Genomic DNA, 24,493 nt, shown 5'->3' with positions numbered 1-24,493 from the left:
TGATGGTGGACGTCCCCGCACTGGTCGCCCAGGCACGGGAGGGCCGGCCGCGGGCCGTGGCCCGGCTGATCTCGCTCGTGGAGGGGGCGTCCCCGCAGCTCCGTGAGGTGATGGCGGCGCTGGCCCCGCTGTCGGGCGGCGCGTACGTGGTGGGTCTGACGGGCTCGCCCGGCGTCGGCAAGTCCACGTCGACGTCGGCGCTGGTCTCCGCGTACCGCAGGGCCGGCAAGCGGGTCGGCGTCCTCGCGGTCGACCCGTCGTCGCCGTTCTCCGGCGGAGCCCTGCTGGGCGACCGGGTCCGGATGGCCGACCACGCGTCGGACCCGGGCGTCTACATCCGCTCCATGGCCACCCGCGGGCACCTGGGCGGCCTGGCGTGGGCGGCGCCGCAGGCGATCCGCGTGCTGGACGCGGCGGGCTGCGACGTGGTGCTGGTGGAGACGGTCGGCGTCGGACAGTCCGAGGTGGAGATCGCCTCGCAGGCCGACACGTCCGTGGTGCTGCTGGCGCCGGGCATGGGCGACGGGATCCAGGCGGCGAAGGCCGGCATCCTGGAGATCGGCGACGTGTACGTGGTGAACAAGGCGGACCGGGACGGCGCGGACGCCACGGCCCGCGAGCTCAACCACATGCTGGGCCTCGGGGAGTCCCGGGCGCCGGGTGACTGGCGACCGCCGATCGTCAAGACGGTCGCCGCGCGCGGGGAGGGCGCCGACGAGGTCGTGGAGGCCCTGGAGAAGCACCGCGCGTGGATGGAGGAGCACGGCGTCCTCGCGCAGCGCCGCCGGGCCCGCGCGGCCCACGAGGTGGAGACCATCGCGGTCACCGCGCTGCGCGAGCGGATCGGCGACCTGCACGGCGACCGGCGCCTGGGCGCGCTCGCCGAGCGGATCGTGGCGGGCGAGCTCGACCCGTACGCGGCCGCCGACGAACTGGTGGCGGGCCTGACGGGCCGCTGAGGCCCCCGTGTGCGGACGGCCCCGCCCCCCATGCCTGGGGGCGGGGCCGTCCGCACACGGGGCCTGTCCCGGGGTGGAGGGTCCGTCGGCGTGGCCCTCACCGGGGGAGGCGCCCCGCGGGGTGGCGCGCGGGTGCGCGCGACCGCGTCAGGGCCTGCCGCGCAGCCCGCGCAGGTGCTCCGAGATGGGCCTCAGGGAGGCGTGGAGGCCGGCCAGCGCCTCGGGGGCGAGCTGGTCGATGAAGTGCCTGCGCACCGACTCGACGTGGTGCGGCGCCACCTTCCGCATCGTCTCCATGCCCTGGTCGGTGAGGACCGCGTACAGCCCGCGCCGGTCCGACTCGCAGTTCTCGCGGCGGACCAGCCCGGAGTTCTCCATGCGGGTGATCTGGTGCGAGAGCCGGCTCTTGGACTGGAGGGTGGCGGCGGCGAGGTCGCTCATCCGCATGCGCCGGTCCGGGGACTCCGAGAGGTTCACGAGGATCTCGTAGTCGTTGTAGGTCAGGCCGAACGGCTGGAGGTCCCTCTCCAGCTGGTACGTCAGGAGTCGGTTGACGTCCAGGTAGGTGCGCCAGGCGCACTGTTCGGTGTCGGTGAGCCACGGGATGGCCGTCTCGGTCTCCATGTATGGATTCTACCTAAGAAGTTGAAAGTTGGACGAAGTGAAGTGACGCCGCTTCGCTTCCCCGTCCCCCGTCCTCGACGTCCCCGCAAGGGCGCAGACGTTCGAGCGCGTCACCCTCCGCAGACTACCGCTCACAGCCCGAAGCGGCGCTGGAGGTCCCCCAGCTGGCCGGGAAGGCGCGGTACCGACCCGTGGGAGCCCTGGCCGGAACCGTGCCCCGCCTGCGGCGCCCCGCCCCCGGGGACGCCGGGCTCGTGCGGGACGGTCCCGGTGCCCCGCTCCGGCATCAGCGTCTCCGACGACTGGAGCAGGACCGTCCCGGCCCCGACGAACTCGAACTGGTGCTCCTCGCCCGACGCCCCGCCGACCCCCGTCAGCGCCCGCAGTCCGCCCAGCACCCCGCTCATGTACGCGTGGTCGTAGTGGTGGCACGGCGACGGGCAGTCCGCCCAGCCCACCAGCGCCTGCGGGTCGACCCGGATCGGCGGCTCCATGAACACCACCGGCCCGTTGGACGCCGCCACGAACGTGCCCGTCCCGATCAGCGTCAGGAAGCCCGGCACGATCGACTGCTTCAGCGCCAGCGACGGCTCGAAGGCCAGCAGGTTCCCGGCCCGGATCGTCAGGTTGCCCTCGTCGAGGTCGTAGGAGTTCACGTCGAACGCCCGGTCCGCGAGCAGCATCTTCCCGCTGCCCTCCGCCACCACCCAGTCGCCGGCGTGCACCGGCGAGTGGAAGCTCGTCCGCACCAGCCGGTCCAGCGCGCCGTGCCCGACGCCGTTGAAGGCGATGTCCCCGTAGTAGGCGATCATCTTGCCCTTCTGCAGGAACCACCGGGACCCCTTGAGGTCCACGCAGAAGGTGTACGGGTTGACGTTGTCGCCGCTCGGCAGGGACGACGGGTCGAACACCACGGACGCGTTCACAGCTTCTCCTCCGACGCCTGGACGTACACCGCACCACTGCCGCTCAGCTCCAGCTGGAACGCCTCGCCCGAGCCGCGCCCCACCATGTCGCGCCAGCCGAGCGCGGTGGAGAGCCTGTTGCGCACGTCGCCGTGGTGCGCCACGTACGCCTGCGGGTCCACGTGGACCGGCCGCCCCGGGGTGACGGGCAGTTCCAGGACCCCGCCGTGCGCCATGACGGCGACGGCGCCGTGCCCCTTGAGGGTCGTGGTGAACAGGCCCTGCCCCGTCACCTGGCCGCGCACCATGCCCATGACGCCGCCCTGCGCCCCCATGAACATCGTCCCCTGCTCCAGGGTCCCGTCGAACGCCAGCAGCCGGTCCGCCTCGACGTACAGCGTGTCCCCGGTGAGCCGGACCACCTGCACGTGGTGGCCGCCGTGCCCGAACAGCACCGTGCCGTCGCCCTCGACCGTCATCAGCGGCGCCGCCTCGCCGGCCGCGCGCCGGCCCAGCATCGCCATGACCCCGCCCTGGCCGCCGGCGGTGTTCGGCGTGAAAGTGACCTCCCCCCGGTACGCGAGCATCGCCCCGCGCTGGCTGAACATCCGCTGCCCCGGTGCGACCGTGGCCTCGACCACCTTGGAGTTGATCTCCCGGAACGGCATCAGACGTCGCCTCCCACGGTGTTGCGCTCGCTCGGCTGCACGTACACCAGCCCGTCCCCCTCGAACCTGATCTGGAACGCCTCGCCGCCCCCCTCGCCCAGGAGCGTGCGGAACGTCACGCCGGACTGGAGGTTCTGCCGGAGGTCCCCCTGGTGCGCCACGTACGCCCCGGGGTCCACCGACAGCGGGTACTGCGGCGTCACGCGCAGCACCACGGCCGGCCCGTCCGACACGATCGCCACCTGCCCGGAGCCCTCGACCGTCGTGGTGAACAGGCCGGTGCCGGTGGCGCCGCCGCGCAGCCCGGTGAACGTCGTCCCGGTGCGCAGCCCGCCGTCGGCGCAGAGCAGGTTGCTCGCCTCGACCCACAGCCTGTCGCCGTGGAGCGCCAGTACGGTGACGTCGGAGGCCCGGTCCGCGAAGTAGCAGGTGCCCTGCCCCTTCACCTCCATGACCTCCATCTGCTCGCCGGTGAGCCGCCGGGTGACCATGCCGCGGAGGCCCTCGCCGCCGCCGCTCGTCTTCTTGAAGGCCATCTGGCCCTCGTACGCGACCATCGAGCCGTTCTTCGCCCTGACCGCGTCGCCGGTCAGGTCGACGGCCAGGACCTTGCTGCCTTGGAGTCGGAAGGTTGCCACGCGCCGACCGTAACCGGCCGGGTCGCGACGAGGACAGCACCGGCGGGACGATCCGGACCCACGGCGCGTCCCGCAGCGGCCACCTGACAGAATGAGCGGACGCTTGTGCATCCGTTCACAAGATCGACCCTCATGCAGAAGGTGCCTGTTCCCGTGGACATCAAGACCGCATCCGCCCTCCACCGCCTCCGGCTCGTCTCCGGTCCCGAGGCGGTCTCCTTCCTCGTGCTGCTCGTCTGCTCGGTCCTCAAGCGCACGACGGAGTTCAACGCCGTCCCCTTCATGGGCGCCGTCCACGGCTTCCTCTTCCTGCTGTACGTGGTCTTCTGGCTGGACGCCTGGAAGAACGCGAAGTGGGACGTGAAGACCGGCGTGCTGTACTTCGTCCTCTCCGTCGTCCCCTTCGGCGGCTTCTACGCCGACCGGAGGCTGAAGCGCGCCGCCGACGCCGCCGTGATCGCGTCCCGCGCCCGGCGCGAGGGGAAGGTGGACGCGTGATCGTCGCGTTCTCCGTCACGCCGCTGGGCGTCGGCGAGGAGGTCGGCGAGTACGTCGCCGAGGCCGTGCGCGTCGTCCGCGAGTCGGGGCTGCCGAACCGCACCGACGCGATGTTCACCTCCGTCGAGGGGGAGTGGGACGAGGTCATGGACGTCGTCCGGCGCGCCGTCGCGGCCGTGGAGGCCCGCGCCCCGCGCGTCTCCCTGGTCCTGAAGGCCGACATCCGCCCCGGCGTGACCGACGGCCTCACCGCCAAGGTCGCCACGGTCGAACGCCACCTGGCCTGACCCCGGCGGCCCGTCCGCCCCCGAGGCCCCCGACCCGCCGAGCCGTACGCCCGGTCGGGGGCCTTCGGATCGACACGCGCCGGCCTGTCCCCTTTCGTTGGGGTAAGCGATCCCGCTCGACAGGCTGGAGGCACCCGTGCTGAGGTCGGAGGGCTGCGACACCGGCGACAGCGACGGCACCGGGACGGCCACCAGCGGCGGTTACGACTACGACGCGTACAGCCGCCTCGCCGGCCCCCTGACGGACCCTGGCCCGGCGGCGTACACCGTCGAGTACCGCAGCCTGCTCGGCCGCGAGCCGCACCGCGTGCGGGCCGTGCTGCTCATGACCCTCGCCCCGGCGCTCTCCGCGGCCCTCCTCGCCTACCTGGTCTGGCCCACCCACTGGACCCGCCGGGAGGGCGGCGACCGGTGGCTGGTCGCGTTCGACGCGGTGATGCTCGTGTCGATCGGGCTCATCTGCCTGTTCATGCTGGTCAACGTCGTCTCGATCGCCCACGCCACCCTCGTCGCCCGCGACCCGGTCCCCGTCCCGCCCGAGCCGGGCACCCGCGTGGCCTTCCTGACCACCTACGTCCCCGGCAAGGAACCGCTCTCCATGGTCCGCGCCACCCTGGAGGGCGCCGTCCGCGTCCGCCACCAGGGCGTCCTCGACGTGTGGCTGCTCGACGAGGGCGACGACGAGCAGGCCAGGGCCCTGTGCGCCGAACTCGGCGTCCGGCACTTCACCCGCAGGGGCGTCCCCGAGTGGAACCGCCCCTCGGGCCCCCACCGGGCGAAGACCAAGCACGGCAACTACAACGCGTGGATCGCCCTCCACGGCGACGCGTACGACTTCTTCGCGTCCGTCGACACCGACCACGTCCCGCTGCCGAACTTCCTGGAGCGGATGCTCGGCTACTTCCGCGACCCCGACGTCGCCTTCGTCGTCGGCCCGCAGGTGTACGGCAACTACGTCTCCGCCGTCACCAAGGCCGCCGAGTCCCAGCAGTTCCTCTTCCACGCCCTCGTCCAGCGCGCCGGCAACCGCTACCGCGCCCCCATGTTCGTCGGCACCAACAACGTCGTGCGGATGAGCGCCCTCCTCCAGGTCGGCGGCCTGTACGACTCCGTCACGGAGGACATGGCCACCGGCTTCGAGCTGCACCGCCGCCGCAACCCCCGCACCGGCCGGTACTGGCGGTCCGTGTACACGCCCGACGTGCTCGCCGTCGGCGAGGGCCCCGCCTCCTGGACCGACTTCTTCACCCAGCAGCTCCGCTGGTCCCGCGGCACGTACGAGACGCTCCTCAAGCAGTACGGGAAGGCGCTCTTCCGCGTCCCGCCGGGACGGTTCCTCCACTACACCCTGATGCTCGTCTACTACCCGATGACCGCCGTCAACTGGTTCCTCGGCGTCCTCAGCTGCACCCTCTACCTCTGGCTCGGCGCCTCCGGCACCCAGGTCTCCTCCTCCGTCTGGCTGATGCTCTACAGCGACGCCGCCGCCCTCCAGATCGGCCTCTACCTGTGGAACCGCCGCCACAACGTCTCCCCCCACGAACCCGAGGGCTCCGGCGGCGTCGCCGGCATGGCCATGTCCGCCCTCTCCGCCCCCGTCTACCTCCACTCCCTCGCCTCCGCCGTCCTGCGCACCGACGGCCGGTTCGTCGTCACCCCCAAGGGCGGCGAGGCCAGCCCCGACCGGCTGTCCACCTTCCGCCTCCACCTGGGCTGGGCCGCGGTCCTCGCCGCCGCGCTCCTCGCGTCCGTCCACTTCGACCACACCCACGCGGCCATGCGCACCTGGGCGGTCCTCGCCCTGGCCGTCGCCCTCGCCCCCGTCGCGGTCTGGGCCCGATCCGCCCTCCGCGAGCGCCGTGCCGCCGCCGTCCGGCGGGCCGGGCGCGGCGAGGAGGCCGAGGCCGCGCTCGCCCCCACCCCGGGAGGGAACTGAACCATGGCCTACCGGCCCTCCAGGAAGTTTAAGAAGACCCTGCTCGGCGGCGGTGCCGTCGTCGTCCTCGCCGGCCTCAACGCCCCGGCCGCGCTCTCCTTCGCCGAGGAGAAGTACCACGCCTACAAGATCTCCCAGCCCGGCTACAAGGCGAAGTACGGCTCCTGGGAGGAGGTCCGCGTCCCCGGCGAGCACCGCCTCAACGCCATCCACGCCGCCCTGCTGCGCACCGGCAAGGTCCTCCTCGTCGCCGGGTCCGGCAACAACCAGAAGAACTTCGACGCCGGCACCTTCAAGACCATCCTGTGGGACCCCGCCGCCCACACCTTCCAGGCCGTCGACACCCCCGAGGACTTCTTCTGCGCCGGCCACAGCCAGCTCCCCGACGGCCGCCTCCTCGTCGCCGGCGGCACGGCCCGCTACGAGGTCCTCGACGGCGAGGTGAAGCGCGCCGGCGGCGCCATGCGCGTCAAGAACGAGAGCCCCGACAAGGCGGTCACCCTCAAGAAGGGCACCGTCTTCCGCTCCCCGAGCGGCGTCGAGTACGTCTCCACGCAGGCCGTCACCGTCCCCAGGGCCAAGCGCGAGTTCAAGGTCACGTACTTCAAGACCGGCCGGATGAAGCCCTGGGAGACCAAGGTCACCGCCGCCGAGGCCCGGGTCTTCGTCGAGGCCCGCGAGGAGGGACCCAAGGGGCTCACCACCCAGGCCGCCCAGTACCGGATCCTCGGCCTCAAGGGCGAGGACGCCCGGAACGTCTACGGCATCGCCCAGAAGCTCACCACCGCGAAGCAGGACTTCCAGGGCATCAAGTCCGCCTACGAGTTCGATCCCGTAGCCGAGCGGTACGTGCCCGTCGCCCCGATGAAGGAGGCCCGCTGGTACCCCACCCTCGTCACCCTCCAGGACGGCAGGGTCCTCGCCGTCTCCGGCCTCAACGACGTGGGCGACGTCGTCCCCGGCGACAACGAGGTCTACGACCCGAGGACGAAGAAGTGGACCCCGGGCCCCTCCCGCTACTTCCCCACCTACCCGGCCCTCTTCCTCACCCAGGGCGGCAAGCTGTTCTACACCGGCTCCAACGCCGGCTACGGCCCCGCCGACAAGGGCCGCGTCCCCGGCCTGTGGGACCTGCGGAAGAACGTCTTCCAGGAGATCCGCGGCATCGACGACCCCGACCAGTTGGAGACCTCCGCCTCCCTCCTCCTCCCGCCGGCCCAGGAGCAGAAGCTGATGGTCCTCGGCGGCGGCGGGGTCGGCGAGTCGGCCCTGTCGACGCCCCGCACGGCCGTCATCGACCTCAAGGAGGAGAGCCCCGTCTTCCGCGCCGGGCCCGCCCTCCCGCAGGGCACCCGCTACCTCAGCAGCGTCCTGCTGCCCGACGACACCGTCTTCACCACCGGCGGCTCCCGCGACTACCGGGGCCGCGGCGCCAGCGACATCCTCAAGGCACAGTTCTACGAGCCCCGCTCCCACCGCTTCCGCCCGGCCGCCGAGCCGACCGTCGGCCGCAACTACCACTCCGAGGCCCTGCTGCTGCCGGACGGCCGCGTGGCGACCTTCGGCTCCGACCCCCTCTTCGGCGACAAGGACAACACCAAGCTCGGCACGTTCGAGCAGCGCGTCGAGGTCTTCACCCCGCCCTACCTCCAGGGCGACGCCGGGCGCCGCCGCCCGGTCCTCGGCGACGGGCCGCGCGCGTTCGACCGGAACGGCCGCGCCACCTTCCGCACCGAGGACGCCCCCCGCATCACCAAGGCCCGGCTGATGCGGCCCAGCGCCGTCACCCACACCACCGACGTGGAGCAGCGGTCCGTCGAGCTGGGGCTCACCCGCACCGAGGACTCCGTCACCGTCGAGGCGCCGCTCGACCCGACCCTGGTGCCGCCCGGCTGGTACATGCTGTTCGCCCTCGACGCCGAGGGCCGCCCGTCCGTCGCCAAGTGGATCCAGGTCGAGCCGCGGGGGGCGCGCGGCTAGGCCGCCGCCCGGCGCGCCAGGCCCAGGGCGTACTCCGGCCACCACGTGCCCGCCGCCGGGCCGCCCCGGCAGGTGCCGTCCGACTCGCCGGGCCGCTTCACCCACAGGTACGCGTCGATCAGCCGGTCGCCGGTCCGCAGGGTGGGCGGCGTGCCCAGCGCCCGGCCCGGCGGGTTGCACCACGCCTCCTCGCCGCCGCCGGGCAGCGGCCCCGCGCCGTTGCGGCTCGTGTCCACCGTGAAGTGGGCCCCGCCCAGCAGCGCCGACAGCTCCGTCCCGAACGCCCCGACCACCTCGTTCGTCTCGAAGTTCGCCACGTTCAGCGCGAAGCCGTCCGCCCGCTCGACCCCGGCCCGCCGCAGCGGCTCCACCAGCTTGCCCGGGTCGCCGATCCACGCCGGGTTGCCCGCGTCCAGGTACACCTTGGTGTGGGGCTGCCGCTTCAACCGGTCCACCGCCTCCGCCAGCAGCCGGTAGCGCTCCTGCGCCTTCGTCCCGGTCGCGCAGCCGTCCACCAGGTGCGGCACGGCGTCCGGCTCCAGGACGACGACGGCCGGGGCGTCCCCGAGGGCGCCCGCGAACGCGTCGAGCCACCGCCGGTACGTCTCCCCGTCCGCCGCCCCGCCCGCCGAGTACCGGCCGCAGTCGCGGTGCGGGATGTTGTACGCGACGAGGACGGCCGTCCGCCCCTCGCCGGTGGCGCCGCGCACCGCCCGTGCCACGTCCCGCACGGGGTCGTCGCCGGACGGCCAGACCGCGGCGGGGCGCTCGGAGATCCGCCGCAGGAGCCGCGCCTCCTCGGTGCGGCCGGCCGCCTCGTACTCCTTCACCTGCCGTGCCGCCGCGCTGTCCGGGTCGACCCAGAACGGGGAGCCGGAGGAGGGCGCGGCGGCCTCGCCCCGCCCGGCCGACGCGGGGGAGGGCGGCTCCCCGGCGGTGCCGCGGCCCGGGCCGGACGAGCAGCCGGAGGCGAGGAGGACGGCGGTGAGCGCCAGGGAGAGCAGAGCGCGGGACGACGGTCGGTTGCCGGACATCAACATCCCTCGGATCGCTGCGGGCAGACCCGCCCATCGTGACACAGCGGTCACTCTGCGTGGCGGCGCGACACCGGCCGGGCGACCGGGGCGCCGGGGCGGTTTGGCGACCAAAGCGTGAGACCGGGCTGACCGGCATGTGACCACTCGGTAAGGTCGTGGCGTGCCGAAGCCGCTCAGCCTCCCCTTCGACCCCATCGCCCGCGCCGACGAGCTCTGGCGGCAGCGCTGGGGCCCGGTCCCCTCGATGGCCGCGATCACCTCGATCATGCGCGCCCACCAGATCCTGCTGGCCGAGGTCGACGCCGTGGTCAAGCCGTACGGGCTGACGTTCGCGCGGTACGAGGCGCTGGTGCTGCTCACCTTCTCCAAGGAGGGGGAGCTGCCCATGTCGAAGATCGGCGAGCGGCTCATGGTCCACCCCACGTCCGTGACGAACACCGTCGACCGGCTGGTCCGCTCCGGCCTCGTCGACAAGCGCCCCAACCCCAACGACGGCCGGGGCACGCTCGCCTCCATCACCGACAAGGGCCGCGAGGTGGTCGAGGCGGCCACGGCGGACCTGATGGCGATGGACTTCGGCCTCGGGGCGTACGACGCGGAGGAGTGCGCGGAGATCTTCGCGATGCTCCGCCCGCTGCGGGTGGCCGCGGGGGACTTCGCGGAGAAGTAGGGGCGCGCGTAGATCGCCCGGAACGGGTGGTTACGCTCGATGCCATGAAATCCAGCGTGCTGACCCGCTACCGGGTGATGGCCTACGTCACGGCCGTCATGCTCCTCGTGCTCTGTGCGTGCATGGTCGCCAAGTACGGCTTCGGCGTGGGCGAGGACCTCACCTTCATGGTGTCCCAGACCCACGGTGTGTTGTACATCGTCTACCTGGTCTTCGCCTTCGACCTGGGCTCCAAGGCCCGCTGGCCGTTCGGCAAGCTCCTGTGGATCCTGCTCTCCGGCACGATCCCGACCGCCGCCTTCTTCGTCGAGCGCAAGGTCGCCCGCGAGGTCCAGCCGCTGATCGCCGGCTCCGCGCCGGCCGCCGCCAAGGCGTAACCGCACGGCCCCGGCCGCCGGGCGCGCGCCGCGCCCGGCGGTGGGCCATCGACATTTACTAGGACGTCCTAGTAAATTCGAAGGTATGGACGCTGACGCCATCGAGGAAGGCCGCCGACGCTGGCAGGCCCGTTACGACGCCGCCAGGAAGCGCGACGCCGACTTCACCACGCTCTCCGGCGACCCCGTGGAGCCCGTGTACGGGCCGCGGCCCGGCGACACGTACGACGGCTTCGAGCGGATCGGCTGGCCCGGTGAGTACCCCTTCACCCGCGGCCTGTACCCGACCGGCTACCGCGGCCGGACCTGGACCATCCGCCAGTTCGCCGGCTTCGGCAACGCCGAGCAGACGAACGAGCGGTACAAGATGATCCTGGCCGCGGGCGGCGGCGGCCTCTCCGTCGCCTTCGACATGCCGACGCTCATGGGCCGCGACTCCGACGACCCCCGCTCCCTGGGCGAGGTCGGCCACTGCGGCGTCGCGATCGACTCCGCCGTCGACATGGAGGTCCTCTTCAAGGACATCCCGCTCGGCGACGTCACCACCTCGATGACCATCAGCGGCCCCGCCGTCCCCGTCTTCTGCATGTACCTCGTCGCCGCCGAGCGCCAGGGCGTCGACCCGTCCGTCCTCAACGGCACGCTCCAGACGGACATCTTCAAGGAGTACATCGCCCAGAAGGAGTGGCTGTTCGAGCCCGAGCCCCACCTTCGGCTCATCGGCGACCTGATGGAGCACTGCGCCCGGCACATCCCCGCGTACAAGCCGCTCTCCGTCTCCGGCTACCACATCCGCGAGGCCGGCTCGACGGCCGCGCAGGAGCTCGCGTACACCCTCGCGGACGGCTTCGGCTACGTCGAGCTCGGCCTCTCCCGCGGCCTGGACGTCGACGTCTTCGCCCCCGGCCTCTCCTTCTTCTTCGACGCGCACGTCGACTTCTTCGAGGAGATCGCCAAGTTCCGCGCCGCCCGCCGCATCTGGGCCCGCTGGATGAAGGAGGTCTACGGCGCCAGGACCGACAAGGCGCAGTGGCTCCGCTTCCACACCCAGACCGCCGGTGTCTCCCTCACCGCGCAGCAGCCGTACAACAACGTCGTGCGCACCGCCGTCGAGGCGCTCGCCGCGGTGCTCGGCGGCACCAACTCGCTGCACACGAACGCCCTCGACGAGACCCTCGCCCTCCCCTCCGAGCAGGCCGCCGAGATCGCCCTGCGCACCCAGCAGGTGCTGATGGAGGAGACCGGCGTCGCCAACGTCGCGGACCCGCTGGGCGGCTCCTGGTACGTGGAGCAGCTCACCGACCGGATCGAGGCCGACGCCGAGAAGATCTTCGACCAGATCAAGGAGCGCGGCCTGCGCGCCCACCCGGACGGGCGGCACCCGATCGGGCCGATCACCTCCGGCATCCTGCGCGGGATCGAGGACGGCTGGTTCACCGGCGAGATCGCCGAGTCCGCCTTCCGCTACCAGCAGTCCCTGGAGAAGGGCGACAAGAAGGTCGTCGGCGTCAACTGCCACACCGGCTCCGTCACCGGCGACCTGGAGATCCTCCGGGTCAGCCACGAGGTGGAGCGCGAGCAGGTGAGGATCCTCGCCGACCGCAAGGCCCGCCGCGACGACGCGCGGGTGCGCGCCGCGCTCGACGCGATGCTGGCCGCCGCCCGCGACGGCGCCAACATGATCGGGCCGATGCTCGACGCCGTACGGGCCGAGGCCACGCTCGGGGAGATCTGCGACGCCCTGCGCGACGAGTGGGGCACGTACACCGAGCCGGCCGGGTTCTGAGCCGGCCGGGTTCCGGGCGGCCCCGCCGCCCGGAAAACCCCTCGCCCCTCGGGGATCCCGGCGTGCATGCTGGCCGCGTGCACGTCGAGATCCGAGAGGCCACCGCCGGCGACTGGCCGGCCATCTGGCCCTTCTTCCACCAGATCGTCGCCGCGGGCGAGACCTTCACCTACCCCGAGGACCTCGGTGCCGAGGAGGCGCGCGGCTGGTGGCTGCTGAAGCCCCCGGACCGCACGGTCGTCGCCGTCGACGCGACCGGCACGGTCGTCGGCACCGCCAAGATGAACCGCAACCAGGCGGGCAACGGCGCGCACGTCGCCGGCGCCAGCTACATGGTCGACCCGGCGCACACCGGGCGCGGCGTCGGCCGGGCGCTCGTCGAGGAGAGCCTCCGGTGGGCGGCGGAGGCCGGCTTCCGGGGCATGCAGTTCAACGCGGTCGTCCAGACGAACACCCACGCGGTACGGCTCTACGAGGACCTGGGCTTCCGGATCGTCGGCACCGTCCCGGGCGCCTTTCGCCATCCGACGCACGGCTACACGGGACTGCACGTCATGTACCGGCCGCTCTGATCCCCGCGCCGGGCCCGTACGGGCCCCGGTCCGTCCGCTCAGCCGTGCGCGGCGGCGCCGAGGCCGCCGAGCAGCAGCGCCGTGAACCGCCGGATCCACTCCCCGTCGACGGGCTGCCCGCTGACCAGGGCCCGGTGGACCACGGTGCCCGCGATGACGTCGAAGACCAGGTCGTCGGCCGCGCCCGCAGCGCCGGAGCGGTCGTCCGCCGTCACGGGCAGCTCGCCGCGGGCCTGGGCGCGGGCCCGGCCCTCCACGACCAGCCGCTTCTGCCGGTCGACGATGGAGGCGCGGATCCGCTCGCGCAGCGGTTCGTCGCGGGTCGACTCGGCGACGACGGCCATCAGCGCCGTCTTGGCCTCGGGCCGTTCGAGTAGCGCGGCGAACTGGCGCACCACCCCCTCGACGTCCGCGGCGAGGCTGCCGCGGTCGGGCAGCTCCAGTTCGTCGAAGAGGACCGCGACGGCGTCCACGACGAGTTCGCTCTTGCCCGCCCAGCGCCGGTACAGGGTGGTCTTGGCGACACCGGCGCGGGTGGCCACGTCGCCCATCGACAGCTTGGACCAGCCCAGCTCGACCAGGGCGGCGCGGGTGGCCTCCAGGATGGCGGTGTCCGCCGCGGCGCTGCGCGGACGCCCGGGGCGCCCGGACCGTCCGGCGGCACCGGGGGGAAGGGGGTGGCGGCGGCACATGACGGCGACCATACCGGTGGGTAGGCGCGGTGCCCCGGTACCGCGCGTGTGAGCCAGTTCACCCGCCCGCGCGGTCCGCGCCCCCGGCGGCACAGTTACGCTACGACGCGTAGCGAAAGGCCGGCGCGGCCCGCAGCGACGACCACAGGTGCCGGGTGGGGACCCGGCGCCGCCACGACCGGTGCCCTGACGTACCGGTTACGCGCGCGGAAGGGGGAGGATGTACCCATGCAGCCTAGGAACATGTCCATGAGCGGCGTCGTCGACCTCGCCGCGGTGAAGGCGGCCGGAGAGGCCAAGGCGAAGGCGGAGCAGGCGCGCGCGCAAGCGGCCCGGCAGGGCGGCACCGGCGCCGTGCCCCCGTCCGCGCTGGTGATCGATGTCGACGAGGCCGGTTTCGAGCGCGACGTCGTCCAGCGCTCCGCCGAGGTGCCGGTCGTCATCGACTTCTGGGCCGAGTGGTGCCAGCCGTGCAAGCAGCTCGGGCCCCTGCTGGAGCGGCTGGCCGTCGAGTACAACGGCCGGTTCGTCCTGGCGAAGATCGACGTCGACGCCAACCAGATGCTGATGCAGCAGTTCGGGATCCAGGGCATCCCGGCGGTGTTCGCGGTGGTGGCCGGCCAGGCCCTGCCGCTCTTCCAGGGCGCGGCGCCGGAGCCGCAGATCCGCGAGACGCTGGACCAGCTCGTCCAGGTCGCCGAACAGCGCTTCGGCCTGACGGGGCTGACCGTGGACGCGGACGGGGAGGCCCCCGGCGCGGACGCCGCGGCCAGGACGGTGCCGGCCGGCCCGTACGACGCGCTGCTGGAGGCGGCGGTCCGGGCGCTGGACTCCAACGACATCCCGGGCGCGATCCAGGCGTACAAGAACGTGCTGGTCGACGACCCGGGCAACAGCGAGGCCAAGCTGGGCCTCGCCCAGGCCGAACTCCTCGGCCGGGTGCAGGGGGCGGACCCGCAGCAGGTCCGCAAGAACGCCGCCGACGACCCGGCGGACGTGCCGGCGCAGTTGGCCGCCGCCGACCTCGACCTGGTGGGCGGCCATGTGGAGGACGCCTTCGGGCGGCTCGTCGACACCGTGCGCCGTACGGCCGGGGACGACCGGGAAGCGGCGCGGGTGCGGCTGCTGGAACTGTTCGAGGTCATCGGCCCGGACGACCCGCGGGTGATCAAGGCCCGCGGCGACCTGGCGCGCGTGCTGTTCTGATCCGTTCCCCGGGTGACGGCTCCGCCGCTGGGGCGGCAGGGCCGCGCCCGGGGCTCCACGCGGTCGCGCTTTACCAAAACTTGGTAAACGCGACCGCTGTTACTTCCAGTAAGTCAACACCCTCTTGATGTCCGGCTATCAGCGCTGAAATCCCCTTTCGCCCGACCGGTCGGTAGCACCGTGAGTGCCCGCGCGACGGCGCGCGGTCGCGTCCGGTTTATCTAGTCGTTACTAGCGGGTAACGAGCCCCCTTGTGCCCTGGGCCCGAATGGACCACGATCGGCCACGCTCGGTCCGACACCGCACCAGCCCGGCAACCAGCCGCGCCGCGGGGTCGGGTCCCCACCGGGTGGGCCGGGGCTCCTGCGCCGGCCGTGGACAGGGGGGTTCCTGCTCATCCGGCAGGGCCTGTCCGAACGGGCCGCGCGGACGCCTGCGCCGAGCGGCCAGTGGTTGTCGCTCGGGGGTGATCGCCGGTGATCCGGACGCGGCTCGCGCCCGATCCGCGGGCGTTCCCCTCCCCGAGGACGTAGCACTTCTCCCATCCCAGGACGGGCCTGACGGGTCCGGCCCGGAGATGTACGTCCGAGAAGGAGGAATCTATGAAGTCCCAGGTTCGCGGTGGGACCAGATGGAAGCGGTTCGCCGTCGTCATGGTGCCCAGCGTGGCCGCGACGGCCGCGATAGGCGTCGGCCTGGCCCAGGGGGCCCTCGCGGCCTCGTTCGCCGTCTCCGGCCAGGAGTTCAAGGTCACGGCCGACCACCTGTACGGCGAGGGCTTCGCCCAGTACGGCGGCGTCGACATGGGCTACGCCCAGGTGAAGGAAGGCGATCAGCTCGTTCCGCGCCCGGTCGCGATCTCGACGTTCAAGTACGCCGAGATCACGAAGATGTGCCAGTCGGTGGTCACGCCGGACGTCCCGGTGTTCGGCAAGATCACGCTGAAGCTGACGGCCGGTCCGGGGCCGGACGACGACAAGAAGGTCGTCGCGTCGAACCTGTACCTCGACGTCACCGACCTCGACGCCAACGCCGAGTTCAAGAACATCGACATCGGCGTGGCGGCCAAGGACACCGACGGTACCAAGGACGGGAAGCGCGGCAAGGGCCCGGCGGTCAAGGACCACGGCATCAACCAGAACGGCTTCGCCCAGCAGGCGGAGACGGCGACGCTCACCGACGTGAAGCAGAAGGCGTGGGCCACCACGGCCGGCACGTTCAAGCTGAGCGGCCTGAGCATGCGCCTGCACAAGGGCGACGGTCCCAAGGTCGAGTGCTACTGACCGGTGATCCGTACGGGCGGGCGCGGGACCCGCGAGGCGACCGTGCCCGCCCGTCCGCCTCCTCACACAGCAACACCAGTTCCAGGGAGCTTCCATGAGCGCCGAGTCGCCGGAGCAGAACGAGCACTACATCCGCGTCCTCAAGCGGCGGTTCCGAGACTGGCGGGGCACCCGGCCGTTCTGGGCGGGCCTGTTCACCCTGCTGGGCGGAATCCCGATCGCCTACCTCCCGTACGCGACCCTCCAGCTCGGGCAGATGACCCTGTCGATGGCGACGACCGCGGGCTCCGGGTCGCTGATCATCGGCGTCCTGCTGGTCACCCTGGGCCTGACCATGTGGTTCCAGCAGGCCGTACGCATCTTCGCCGGTATCGCGGCCATCCTGCTCGCCCTGGTGTCCCTCCCCGTGGCCAACATGGGCGGCTTCTTCATCGGCTTCCTCCTGGCCCTGATCGGTGGAGCGCTCTCCGTCTCGTGGGCGCCCGGGCAGCCGGAGACCGAGCCGGAGCCGGCACCCCTCGCGGACGACCCGATGGAACCGGTCGCCGCGCCCACGTACGACACCGAGACGACTGTCGACGCCAACGGCGGGAGGAACAGTGCGGGGTGACGAGACACAGCCGGCGGCGGTCGACGACGGGGCCGCGCGCGGCAGGAGGGGACCGCGCCACGCGGCCCCCCGCAAGTCGCTGCTGACCAGGCTTCAGGCACCGGCCGGCAAGGCGCTGGCGCTGGCCGCGATGCCCACGGCCGTCCTCGTGGGCATGAGCCTCACGCCGCGGCCCGCCCTGGCGGACGAGAAGGACATCCCCTTCGCGCCGGGCCCGTGCGTGACGCAGTCGGACGAGCCGGCGGAGCCGGAGGGGCCGAAGGAGCCGGAGCCGAGCCGGACCCCCTCGGCGTCGCCCTCCGCGACCCCGTCGCCGAGCGGCGGAACGGAGGGGCCGACGCCGACGCCGACGGCCGACCCCCCGGCGGGCGGGACGGCCGGGACGGACGGGCCGGTGGCGGACCCGGCGAAGGAACCGCGGGAGGGCACGTCCCCGGCCGCGACCCCGACTCCCTCCGCGGCCCCGGCCCCCGCACCCGGCGCGACGCGCAACCCCCTGGACCCGCTGGGGGTCACGGAGGCCGTCAAGGACCTCGTCGGCGGGCTGACGGGCCGGCCGGAGCCGACCGGGTCCGCCCCGCCGGCGCCGGAGCCGACGCCCACGGCCCCGACGGCGGAGAAGCCGGCGGAGAAGCCGGGGGAGGGGCCGGCGGAGGAGGGCGACGGGAAGCCGGCCGGGAAGCCCGGCTCCCCGGAGGAGCCGGCCGACGAGGCGCGGGACCGGACCAAGGAGGCCATCAAGGACGCCGCCGACCAGGTGGGCGCCGAGGTCGAGGAGCTGCCCGAGGACGCCAAGGGCCTGGACCCGAAGAAGGACGAGGACGTCCCCGACGACGCCAAGCCCCGCTTCCCGTGCCCGACCCCGGACCCGCAGGCCCTCGCGGACGCCGAGCCGGAGCCCGGCATCCCGCACGTGGCGGACGACCCGTGGCGGCTGGAGAGCACCAAGCTCACGCTGCGGGGGCTGAAGTACCACGGCATCGTCGAGGTGCGGACGGGCAGCGGCACGCTCAAGAAGGCCCTGAAGTTCACCGCGTCCGAGGTGGACATCAAGGACCTGCACCAGCTCACCGTCCACAGCGAGGGCCGCACGGGCCACGTCACCTCCCGCCCGGGGTCGACGTCCACGATCCGCGGCGGCACGGTGACGATGTACACGGAGGAGCTGAAGGGCAACCTCTTCGGCCTCGTACCGATCACGTTCAGCCCCGCGACCCCGCCCCCGCTGGACGTCCCCTTCGCCTTCTTCACCGATGTGGAGGTCACCCAGGCGGCCCAGTTCGGCGGCACCCTGACCGTCCCGGGCCTGCACAATCACATCGAGGGCTGACCCGGAGCAGGAACGAGGGCGGCACCCGGACCACCGGGTGCCGCCCTCGGCCGTTCCGGGGGCGTCGTCAGGCGTTCTCGCCGCTGCCCAGGTGGTGGACGCGGACCATGTTCGTAGTGCCGGGGACGCCGGGCGGGGAGCCGGCGGTGATGACCATGACGTCGCCCGGGTTGTAGCGCTGGAGCTTCAGCAGCTCCGCGTCGACCAGGTCGACCATCGCGTCGGTGTTGTCGACGTGCGGGACGACGAAGGACTCGACGCCCCAGCTCAGCGCCAGCTGGTTGCGGGTCGCCACGTCCGTCGTGAACGCCAGGATCGGCTGCGCCGCGCGGTAGCGGGACAGGCGGCGGGCCGTGTCGCCGGACTTGGTGAAGGCGATCAGCGCCTTGCCGTGCAGGAAGTCCGCGATCTCCGCGGCCGCGCGGGCCACCGAACCGCCCTGCGTGCGCGGCTTCTTGCCGGGGACGAGGGGCTGGAGGCCCTTGGAGAGCAGCTCCTCCTCCGCCGCCGTGACGATCTTCGACATCGTCTTGACCGTCTCGATCGGGTACGCGCCCACGGACGACTCCGCGGAGAGCATGACCGCGTCGGCGCCGTCCAGGATCGCGTTCGCGACGTCGGACGCCTCGGCGCGCGTCGGCCGCGAGTTGGTGATCATCGACTCCATCATCTGGGTCGCGACGATCACCGGCTTGGCGTTGCGGCGGCACAGCTCGATGAGCCGCTTCTGCACCATCGGGACCTTTTCGAGCGGGTACTCGACGGCCAGGTCGCCGCGCGCCACCATCACGCCGTCGAACGCCATCACGACGTCCTGCATGTTGGCGACGGCCTGGGGCTTCTCCACCTTCGCGATGACCGGGACCCGGCGGCCCACCTCGTCCATCACGCGGTGGACGTCCTTGACGTCGTTGGCGTCCCGGACGAAGGACAGCGCGACCATGTCGCAGCCCATCCGCAGCGCGAAGCGCAGGTCCTCGATGTCCTTCTCGGAGAGCGCCGGCACGTTCACCGCCGCACCCGGCAGGTTGATGCCCTTGTGGTCGGAGACGACACCGCCCTCGATGACGATCGAGCGCACCCGGGAGCCGTCGACCTCCAGGACCTTCAGCTCGACGTTGCCGTCGTTGATCAGGATCTGGTCGCCCTTGGCGACGTCGCCGGGGAGGCCCTTGTACGTGGTGCCGCAGATGGACTTGTCGCCGGGGACGTCCTCGGTGGTGATCGTGAACTCGTCTCCGCGGACCAGCTCCACCGGGCCCTCGGCGAAGGTCTCCAGACGGATCTTCGGGCCCTGGAGGTCGGCGAGCACGCCGACGGCGTGGCCCGTGTCCTCGGCCGCCTTGCGAAGGCGGTGGTACCGCTCCTCGTGCTCAGCGTGGGTGCCGTGGCTCATGTTGAAACGGGCCACGTTCATGCCGGCCTCGATGAGCGCTTTCAGCTGCTCGTAGGAGTCGACGGCGGGGCCCAGTGTGCAGACGATTTTGGAACGGCGCATAAGGCGGATCCTATCGGTTTGTTTCTGTGCGGAATATTCCGGTAGGCGGAACGTACAAATGGGCGGACTGCCGCTCAGTCGAGTTCTTCGAAGTGAGTTGTTGTTTCCCGATTTCAGTTGTTTACCAGCGAGTAAGTCTGCTGGGCGATCTCCAGTTCCTCGTCGGTCGGGACCACCGCGACCGCCACCCGCGCGTCCGCGGGCGAGATCAGGCGGGGCTCCCCGGACCGCACGGCGTTGAGCTCGGCGTCCACCGCCAGGCCCAGTTGCTCCAGGCCCTCCACGGCGGCCTCCCGCACCGGGGCCGCGTTCTCGCCGACCCCCGCCGTGAACGCCACCGCGTCCACCCGGCCGAGCACCGCGTAGTACGCCCCGATGTACTTCTTCAGGCGGTGGACGTAAATGTCGAACGCGAGCCGGGCCCGCTCGTCGCCCTCGTCGATTCGGCGGCGGATCTCCCGCATGTCGTTGTCCCCGCACAGCCCCACGAGGCCGCTCCTCTTGTTCAGCAGTTCGTCGACCTCGTCGACCGACATCCCCGCCACCCGCCGCAGGTGGAAGGTGACCGCCGGGTCGATGTCGCCGGAGCGCGTACCCATCACCAGGCCCTCCAGCGGCGTCAGGCCCATCGAGGTGTCCACGCACCGGCCGCCCGCCACCGCCGAGGCGGACGCGCCGTTGCCCAGGTGCAGCACGATCACGTTCGCCTCGGAGGGGTCCTTGCCCAGCAGCCGGGCCGTCTCGCGGGAGACGTACGCGTGGGAGGTGCCGTGGAAGCCGTAGCGGCGGATGCGGTGCGCGTCGGCGGTCTCCGTGTCGATCGCGTACCGGGCGGCGTACTCCGGCATCGTCGTGTGGAACGCCGTGTCGAAGACCGCCACCTGCGGCAGGTCCGGGCGCAGCGCCCGCGCCGTACGGATGCCGACGATGTTCGCCGGGTTGTGCAGAGGGGCGACCGGGACCAGCCGTTCCACCTCCGCCAGCACCTCGTCCGTGATCACCGTGGGCGCGGTGAACCGCAGGCCGCCGTGGACCACGCGGTGGCCGATCGCCGCCAGGTCGGGGGAGTCCAGGCCGAGGCCGTCGGCGGCCAGCTCCGCCGCGACCGCCCTCAGCGCCGCCTCGTGGCCGGCCATCGGGGCGGAGCGCTCGCGCCGCTCGCCGCCCGCCGGCGTGTGCACCAGGCGCGAGGTGCCCTCACCGATCCGCTCCACGAGACCGACGGCGAGGCGGGAGCCGTCCCGCATGTCGAGCAACTGGTACTTCACCGACGAGGAGCCGGAGTTGAGGACGAGGACACGAGTCGCGCTGGTCACGGGTGCGGTGCTTTCTGTCGGTGGGGCGGAGGAGGTGGGAAGGGCGAGAGGGGGGAGAGGGACGGGAAGGGCGGCGCGAGGGGGAGCGGCGGCGCGGTGTCACGCGGGGCCGCTCCGGGCGGCCTGCGCCTGGATGGCGGTGATGGCCACCGTGTTCACGATGTCGCTGACGAGCGCGCCGCGCGACAGGTCGTTCACCGGCTTGCGCAGCCCCTGGAGCACCGGGCCCACGGCCACGGCGCCCGCCGAGCGCTGCACGGCCTTGTACGTGTTGTTCCCCGTGTTCAGGTCCGGGAAGATCAGCACGGTGGCCCGGCCCGCGACCTCCGAACCGGGCAGCTTCGTCGCCGCGACGGACGGCTCCACGGCGGCGTCGTACTGGATCGGGCCCTCGATCCTCAGCTCCGGGTGCGCCGCGCGGACCAGCTTCGTCGCCTCGCGCACCTTGTCCACGTCCGCGCCCGTCCCCGAGGTGCCGGTCGAGTACGACAGCATCGCGATCCGCGGCTCGACGCCGAACCGGGCGGCGGTGGCCGCCGACTGGACGGCGATGTCGGCGAGCTGCTCGGCGTTCGGGTCCGGGTTGACCGCGCAGTCGCCGTACACGAGCACCTCGTCCGCCAGGCACATGAAGAACACCGACGACACGATCGACGCGTCCGGCTTCGTCTTGATGATCTCGAACGCCGGGCGGATCGTCGCCGCCGTGGAGTGCACCGACCCCGACACCATGCCGTCCGCGAGGCCCTCCTCGACCATCAGCGTGCCGAAGTAGTTGACGTCCGACACCACGTCGTACGCCAGCTCCACCGAGACGCCCTTGTGCGCGCGCAGCGCCGCGTACCGCTCCGCGAAGCGCTGCCGCAGCTCGGAGGCAGCCGGGTCGATGAGCTGTGCGCCGGACAGGTCGATGCTCAGGTCGGCGGCCTTCTTGCGGATCGCGTCCGGGTCACCGAGCAGCGTCAGGTCGCACACGTCGCGGCGGATCAGCACGTCGGCGGCGCGCAGCACCCGCTCCTCCACGCCCTCCGGCAGGACGACCCGCCGCCGGTCGGTGCGGGCCTGCTCCAGCAGCTCGTGCTCGAACATCATCGGGGTGACGCGTCCGCTGCGCGCCACGGAGATCCGCTTCAGCAGGTCGCCCGTGTCGACGTGCCGCTCGAAGAGGCCCAGCGCGGTCTCCGCCTTGCGCGGGGTGGCCGCGGTCATCTTGCCCTCCAGCGAGAACAGCTCCTGCGCGGTGGGGAAGCTGTTGCCGCTGACCGCGATCACCGGAGTGCCGGGGGCGAGGCGGGCGGCCAGGGTGAGGATCTCCTCGCTGGGCTGCTCGTTCAGGGTGAGCAGGACGCCCGCGATCGGCGGCGTGCCGGCCGAGTGCGCGGCCAGCGCGCCCACCACCAGGTCGGCGCGGTCGCCGGGGGTGACGACCAGGCAGCCGGGGGTCAGGGCGTTGAGGAAGTTCGGCAGCATCGCGCCGCCGAAGACGAAGTCCAGGGCGTCGCGCGCCAGCCCCGAGTCGTCGCCGAGCACGACGCGGGCGCCCAGCGCGTGGGTGATCTGCGCGACCGTCGGGGCGGAGAGCGCCGGCTGGTCGGGCAGGACGTAGCAGGGGACGGGCAGGCGGGCCGCGAGCCGTTCGGCTATCGCCTCCCGGTCCTCGGCGGCGACCCGGTTCACGACCATCGCCAGGACGTCGCAGCCGAGCCCGTCGTACGCGCGGAACGCGTTGCGCGCCTCGGCCCGCACCGCGTCGGCCGGGCGGCTCTTGCCGCCGACGACCGGGATGACGGAGGCGCCGAACTCGTTGGCCAGGCGCGCGTTGAGCGCCAGCTCGTCGGGGAGCTGCGTCGCGGCGAAGTCCGTGCCGAGGACGAGGACGACCTCGTAGTCGCGCGCCACCGCGTGGAACCGCTCCACCAGGCGGGACGCGAGCGCGTCGGTGCCCTGCTCGGCCTGGAGCGCCGCCGCCTCCCGGTAGTCCATGCCGTACACCGTCGCCGGGTCCTGCGACAGCCGGTAGCGGGCCCGCAGCAGCTCGAAGAGGCGGTCCGGCCCGTCGTGGACCAGCGGGCGGAACACCCCCACCCGGTCCACCTGGCGGGTGAGGAGTTCCATCACTCCCAGCTCCACGACCTGGCGGCCGTCCCCGCGCTCGATCCCGGTCACGTACACGCTGCGCGCCACGCCGTGGTCTCCTGTCCGTCAAGCGAGTGTGCGTCCAGATCTCCGTATGGGCGAAAACACCTCAGGAGAGGTGGCCATACCCTCTTGACAATACCTCCGCGAGTGGGTAGTGCGCTTGCCGGGTGCGTGGGGCCCGGCAGGCCCGGAGGGTCCCTCCTTCGAGTGCCCGGCGGGGCCGGGGACACACGGCCCGTGGGACAATTCGGATGCCCCGTACGGCACGACGGCCCCTCTACCGAGCAGGAGACACAGCACGATGCGCATCGGAGTTCTCACCGCAGGCGGCGACTGCCCCGGCCTGAACGCCGTGATCCGCTCGGTCGTGCACCGCGCGCTCACCGGTCACGGAGACGAAGTCATCGGCTTCGAGGACGGGTTCAAGGGCCTCCTCGACGGCCACTACCGGCCCCTCGACCTGAACGCCGTCAGCGGCATCCTCGCCCGCGGCGGCACGATCCTCGGATCGGCCCGGCTGGAGCGGGCCCGGTTGCGGGAGGCCGCCGAGAACTGCGACGACCTGCAGCGCCGGTACGGCATCGACGTCCTCATCCCGATCGGCGGCGAGGGCACGCTGACGGCGGCCCGCATGCTCTCCGACGCGGGCATGCCGGTGGTCGGCGTCCCCAAGACCATCGACAACGACATCTCGTCGACGGACCGCACCTTCGGCTTCGACACGGCCGTGATGGTCGCCACCGAGGCCATAGACCGCCTGAAGACCACCGCCGAGTCGCACCAGCGCGTGATGGTCGTCGAGGTGATGGGGCGCCACGCGGGGTGGATCGCCCTGGAGTCCGGCATGGCCGGCGGCGCCCACGGCATCTGCCTGCCGGAGCGGCCCTTCCAGGTGGACGACCTGGTCAAGATGGTCCAGGAGCGGTTCGCGCGCGGCAAGAAGTTCGCGGTGATCTGCGTCGCGGAGGGCGCGCACCCGGCGGAGGGTTCCATGGAGTACCGCAAGGGCGAGATCGACCAGTACGGGCACGAGCGCTTCCAGGGCATCGGCACGCGGCTCGCCAAGGAACTGGAGAGGCGCCTGGGCAAGGAGGCCCGCCCCGTGATCCTCGGCCACGTCCAGCGGGGCGGCACGCCGACCGCGTACGACCGGGTGCTGGCGACCCGCTTCGGCTGGCACGCGGTGGAGGCGGCGCACCGGGGCGACTTCGGCATGATGACGGCGCTGCGGGGGACGACCATCACGATGGCGCCGCTCGCGGACGCGACGACCCGGCTGAAGACGGTGCCGGAGAGCCGGATGGTGGAGGCGGAGTCCGTCTTCTGACCGGCCCGCCGGCCCGCCGCCACGGAGCGGCCTTGATCGTCCCCCCGCGACGATCAAGGCCGCTTTTCCGTGGCCCCGCGGTCCCCGTGGTCCCCGCGGCCTCCGTGGTCCCCGTGGCCGAATCCCACTCTTGAGGGCCATCGCCGTTTCAACAA

General features: G+C 72.4%; 23 protein-coding genes. 14 read left to right on the top strand and 9 right to left on the bottom strand.

Features of this window, described 5'->3' with window-relative positions:
- The first annotated feature begins 2 nt into the window (after positions 1–2).
- On the top strand, positions 3–959 hold the full coding sequence (gene meaB, locus RND61_RS00610) for a methylmalonyl Co-A mutase-associated GTPase MeaB (RefSeq protein ID WP_315875591.1): 957 nt from the start codon (positions 3–5) through the stop codon (positions 957–959).
- Between the two features lie 147 nt (positions 960–1,106).
- On the opposite strand, the gene RND61_RS00605 is transcribed toward meaB, so the two are convergent.
- The 4 genes from RND61_RS00605 to RND61_RS00590 all read right to left on the bottom strand — a co-directional run bounded on the left by RND61_RS00605 (position 1,107) and on the right by RND61_RS00590 (position 3,794).
- Entirely contained in the window at positions 1,107–1,583 is a 477-nt protein-coding gene (locus tag RND61_RS00605) for a MarR family winged helix-turn-helix transcriptional regulator (RefSeq protein WP_315875590.1), read from the bottom strand.
- A 131-nt stretch (positions 1,584–1,714) separates the two neighbouring features.
- Positions 1,715–2,509, bottom strand: coding sequence for an AIM24 family protein (locus RND61_RS00600; RefSeq protein ID WP_315875589.1), 795 nt, complete (start codon positions 2,507–2,509; stop codon positions 1,715–1,717).
- Positions 2,506–3,156: an AIM24 family protein gene (locus RND61_RS00595; RefSeq protein ID WP_315875588.1), complete on the bottom strand. Its 651-nt coding sequence runs from the start codon at positions 3,154–3,156 to the stop codon at positions 2,506–2,508. Before RND61_RS00595 ends, RND61_RS00600 begins: the two co-directional genes overlap by 4 nt.
- Entirely contained in the window at positions 3,156–3,794 is a 639-nt protein-coding gene (locus RND61_RS00590; protein WP_315875587.1) for an AIM24 family protein, read from the bottom strand. The genes RND61_RS00595 and RND61_RS00590 overlap by 1 nt, the downstream gene beginning before the upstream one ends.
- Positions 3,795–3,947: 153 nt before the next feature.
- Here RND61_RS00590 and RND61_RS00585 point away from each other — a divergent pair, with 153 nt between their 5' ends.
- The 4 genes from RND61_RS00585 (at position 3,948) to RND61_RS00570 (ending at position 8,495) form a co-directional block, all read left to right on the top strand.
- The gene (locus RND61_RS00585; RefSeq protein ID WP_315875586.1) at positions 3,948–4,292 is read left to right on the top strand and encodes a DUF3817 domain-containing protein; all 345 of its coding nucleotides are present in this window, start codon (positions 3,948–3,950) and stop codon (positions 4,290–4,292) included.
- Positions 4,289–4,579 (top strand): MTH1187 family thiamine-binding protein, encoded by a 291-nt coding sequence (locus tag RND61_RS00580; protein WP_189529173.1) that lies wholly within the window; start codon positions 4,289–4,291, stop codon positions 4,577–4,579. Before RND61_RS00585 ends, RND61_RS00580 begins: the two co-directional genes overlap by 4 nt.
- A 136-nt stretch (positions 4,580–4,715) precedes the next feature.
- Complete coding sequence (locus tag RND61_RS00575; protein WP_315875585.1) at positions 4,716–6,515, top strand: glycosyltransferase family 2 protein; 1,800 nt, start codon at positions 4,716–4,718, stop codon at positions 6,513–6,515.
- Positions 6,516–6,518: 3 nt separating this feature from the next.
- A complete protein-coding gene (locus RND61_RS00570; protein ID WP_315875584.1) occupies positions 6,519–8,495 on the top strand; it encodes a kelch motif-containing protein in 1,977 nt (658 codons plus the stop codon).
- Here the strand turns inward: RND61_RS00570 and RND61_RS00565 are convergent.
- Entirely contained in the window at positions 8,492–9,529 is a 1,038-nt protein-coding gene (locus RND61_RS00565) for a glycoside hydrolase family 6 protein (RefSeq protein ID WP_315875583.1), read from the bottom strand. The two genes, RND61_RS00570 and RND61_RS00565, sit on opposite strands and share 4 nt — an antisense overlap.
- Before the next feature lie 163 nt (positions 9,530–9,692).
- Here RND61_RS00565 and RND61_RS00560 point away from each other — a divergent pair, with 163 nt between their 5' ends.
- The 4 genes from RND61_RS00560 (at position 9,693) to RND61_RS00545 (ending at position 12,937) form a co-directional block, all read left to right on the top strand.
- A complete protein-coding gene (locus RND61_RS00560; protein WP_315875582.1) occupies positions 9,693–10,202 on the top strand; it encodes a MarR family winged helix-turn-helix transcriptional regulator in 510 nt (169 codons plus the stop codon).
- 44 nt (positions 10,203–10,246) lie between these two features.
- Positions 10,247–10,579 carry a DUF3817 domain-containing protein gene (locus RND61_RS00555; RefSeq protein ID WP_315875581.1) on the top strand — a complete coding sequence of 111 codons (333 nt, stop codon included), beginning with the start codon at positions 10,247–10,249 and terminating at the stop codon, positions 10,577–10,579.
- 85 nt (positions 10,580–10,664) lie between these two features.
- The gene (locus RND61_RS00550) at positions 10,665–12,365 is read left to right on the top strand and encodes an acyl-CoA mutase large subunit family protein (protein WP_315875580.1); all 1,701 of its coding nucleotides are present in this window, start codon (positions 10,665–10,667) and stop codon (positions 12,363–12,365) included.
- Positions 12,366–12,442: 77 nt separating this feature from the next.
- A complete protein-coding gene (locus RND61_RS00545; RefSeq protein WP_315875579.1) occupies positions 12,443–12,937 on the top strand; it encodes a GNAT family N-acetyltransferase in 495 nt (164 codons plus the stop codon).
- A gap of 38 nt (positions 12,938–12,975) precedes the next feature.
- Here the strand turns inward: RND61_RS00545 and RND61_RS00540 are convergent, their stop codons facing one another.
- Complete coding sequence (locus RND61_RS00540) at positions 12,976–13,629, bottom strand: TetR/AcrR family transcriptional regulator (RefSeq protein ID WP_315875578.1); 654 nt, start codon at positions 13,627–13,629, stop codon at positions 12,976–12,978.
- Between the two features lie 228 nt (positions 13,630–13,857).
- Here RND61_RS00540 and RND61_RS00535 point away from each other — a divergent pair, with 228 nt between their 5' ends.
- From RND61_RS00535 to RND61_RS00520, 4 genes are all read left to right on the top strand, one after another.
- Positions 13,858–14,835: a tetratricopeptide repeat protein gene (locus RND61_RS00535; RefSeq protein WP_315875577.1), complete on the top strand. Its 978-nt coding sequence runs from the start codon at positions 13,858–13,860 to the stop codon at positions 14,833–14,835.
- 602 nt (positions 14,836–15,437) lie between these two features.
- Complete coding sequence (locus tag RND61_RS00530) at positions 15,438–16,118, top strand: DUF6230 family protein (RefSeq protein ID WP_315875576.1); 681 nt, start codon at positions 15,438–15,440, stop codon at positions 16,116–16,118.
- 94 nt (positions 16,119–16,212) lie between these two features.
- The gene (locus tag RND61_RS00525; RefSeq protein WP_315875575.1) at positions 16,213–16,728 is read left to right on the top strand and encodes a DUF6114 domain-containing protein; all 516 of its coding nucleotides are present in this window, start codon (positions 16,213–16,215) and stop codon (positions 16,726–16,728) included.
- Positions 16,718–18,058 (top strand): hypothetical protein, encoded by a 1,341-nt coding sequence (locus RND61_RS00520; RefSeq protein WP_315875574.1) that lies wholly within the window; start codon positions 16,718–16,720, stop codon positions 18,056–18,058. The genes RND61_RS00525 and RND61_RS00520 overlap by 11 nt, the downstream gene beginning before the upstream one ends.
- Before the next feature lie 67 nt (positions 18,059–18,125).
- Here the strand turns inward: RND61_RS00520 and pyk are convergent, their stop codons facing one another.
- The 3 genes from pyk to pta all read right to left on the bottom strand — a co-directional run bounded on the left by pyk (position 18,126) and on the right by pta (position 23,056).
- Positions 18,126–19,556 (bottom strand): pyruvate kinase, encoded by a 1,431-nt coding sequence (pyk, locus tag RND61_RS00515; protein ID WP_315875573.1) that lies wholly within the window; start codon positions 19,554–19,556, stop codon positions 18,126–18,128.
- A gap of 113 nt (positions 19,557–19,669) precedes the next feature.
- Positions 19,670–20,872, bottom strand: a complete 1,203-nt coding sequence (locus RND61_RS00510; protein ID WP_315875572.1) for an acetate kinase — start codon at positions 20,870–20,872, stop codon at positions 19,670–19,672.
- Positions 20,873–20,971: 99 nt separating this feature from the next.
- A complete protein-coding gene (gene pta / locus RND61_RS00505) occupies positions 20,972–23,056 on the bottom strand; it encodes a phosphate acetyltransferase (protein WP_315875571.1) in 2,085 nt (694 codons plus the stop codon).
- 256 nt (positions 23,057–23,312) lie between these two features.
- On the opposite strand from pta, the gene RND61_RS00500 reads away from it, so the two are divergent.
- Positions 23,313–24,338 carry an ATP-dependent 6-phosphofructokinase gene (locus RND61_RS00500; protein ID WP_315875570.1) on the top strand — a complete coding sequence of 342 codons (1,026 nt, stop codon included), beginning with the start codon at positions 23,313–23,315 and terminating at the stop codon, positions 24,336–24,338.
- Positions 24,339–24,493: the final 155 nt, after the last annotated feature.

Origin of the sequence: Streptomyces tamarix (assembly GCF_032423885.1) — a bacterium.
In the GTDB taxonomy this organism is placed as follows: domain Bacteria; phylum Actinomycetota; class Actinomycetes; order Streptomycetales; family Streptomycetaceae; genus Streptomyces; species Streptomyces tamarix.
Note: the sequence above shows the minus strand (reverse complement) of the source record. Positions and strands in the feature narration are given on the sequence as shown.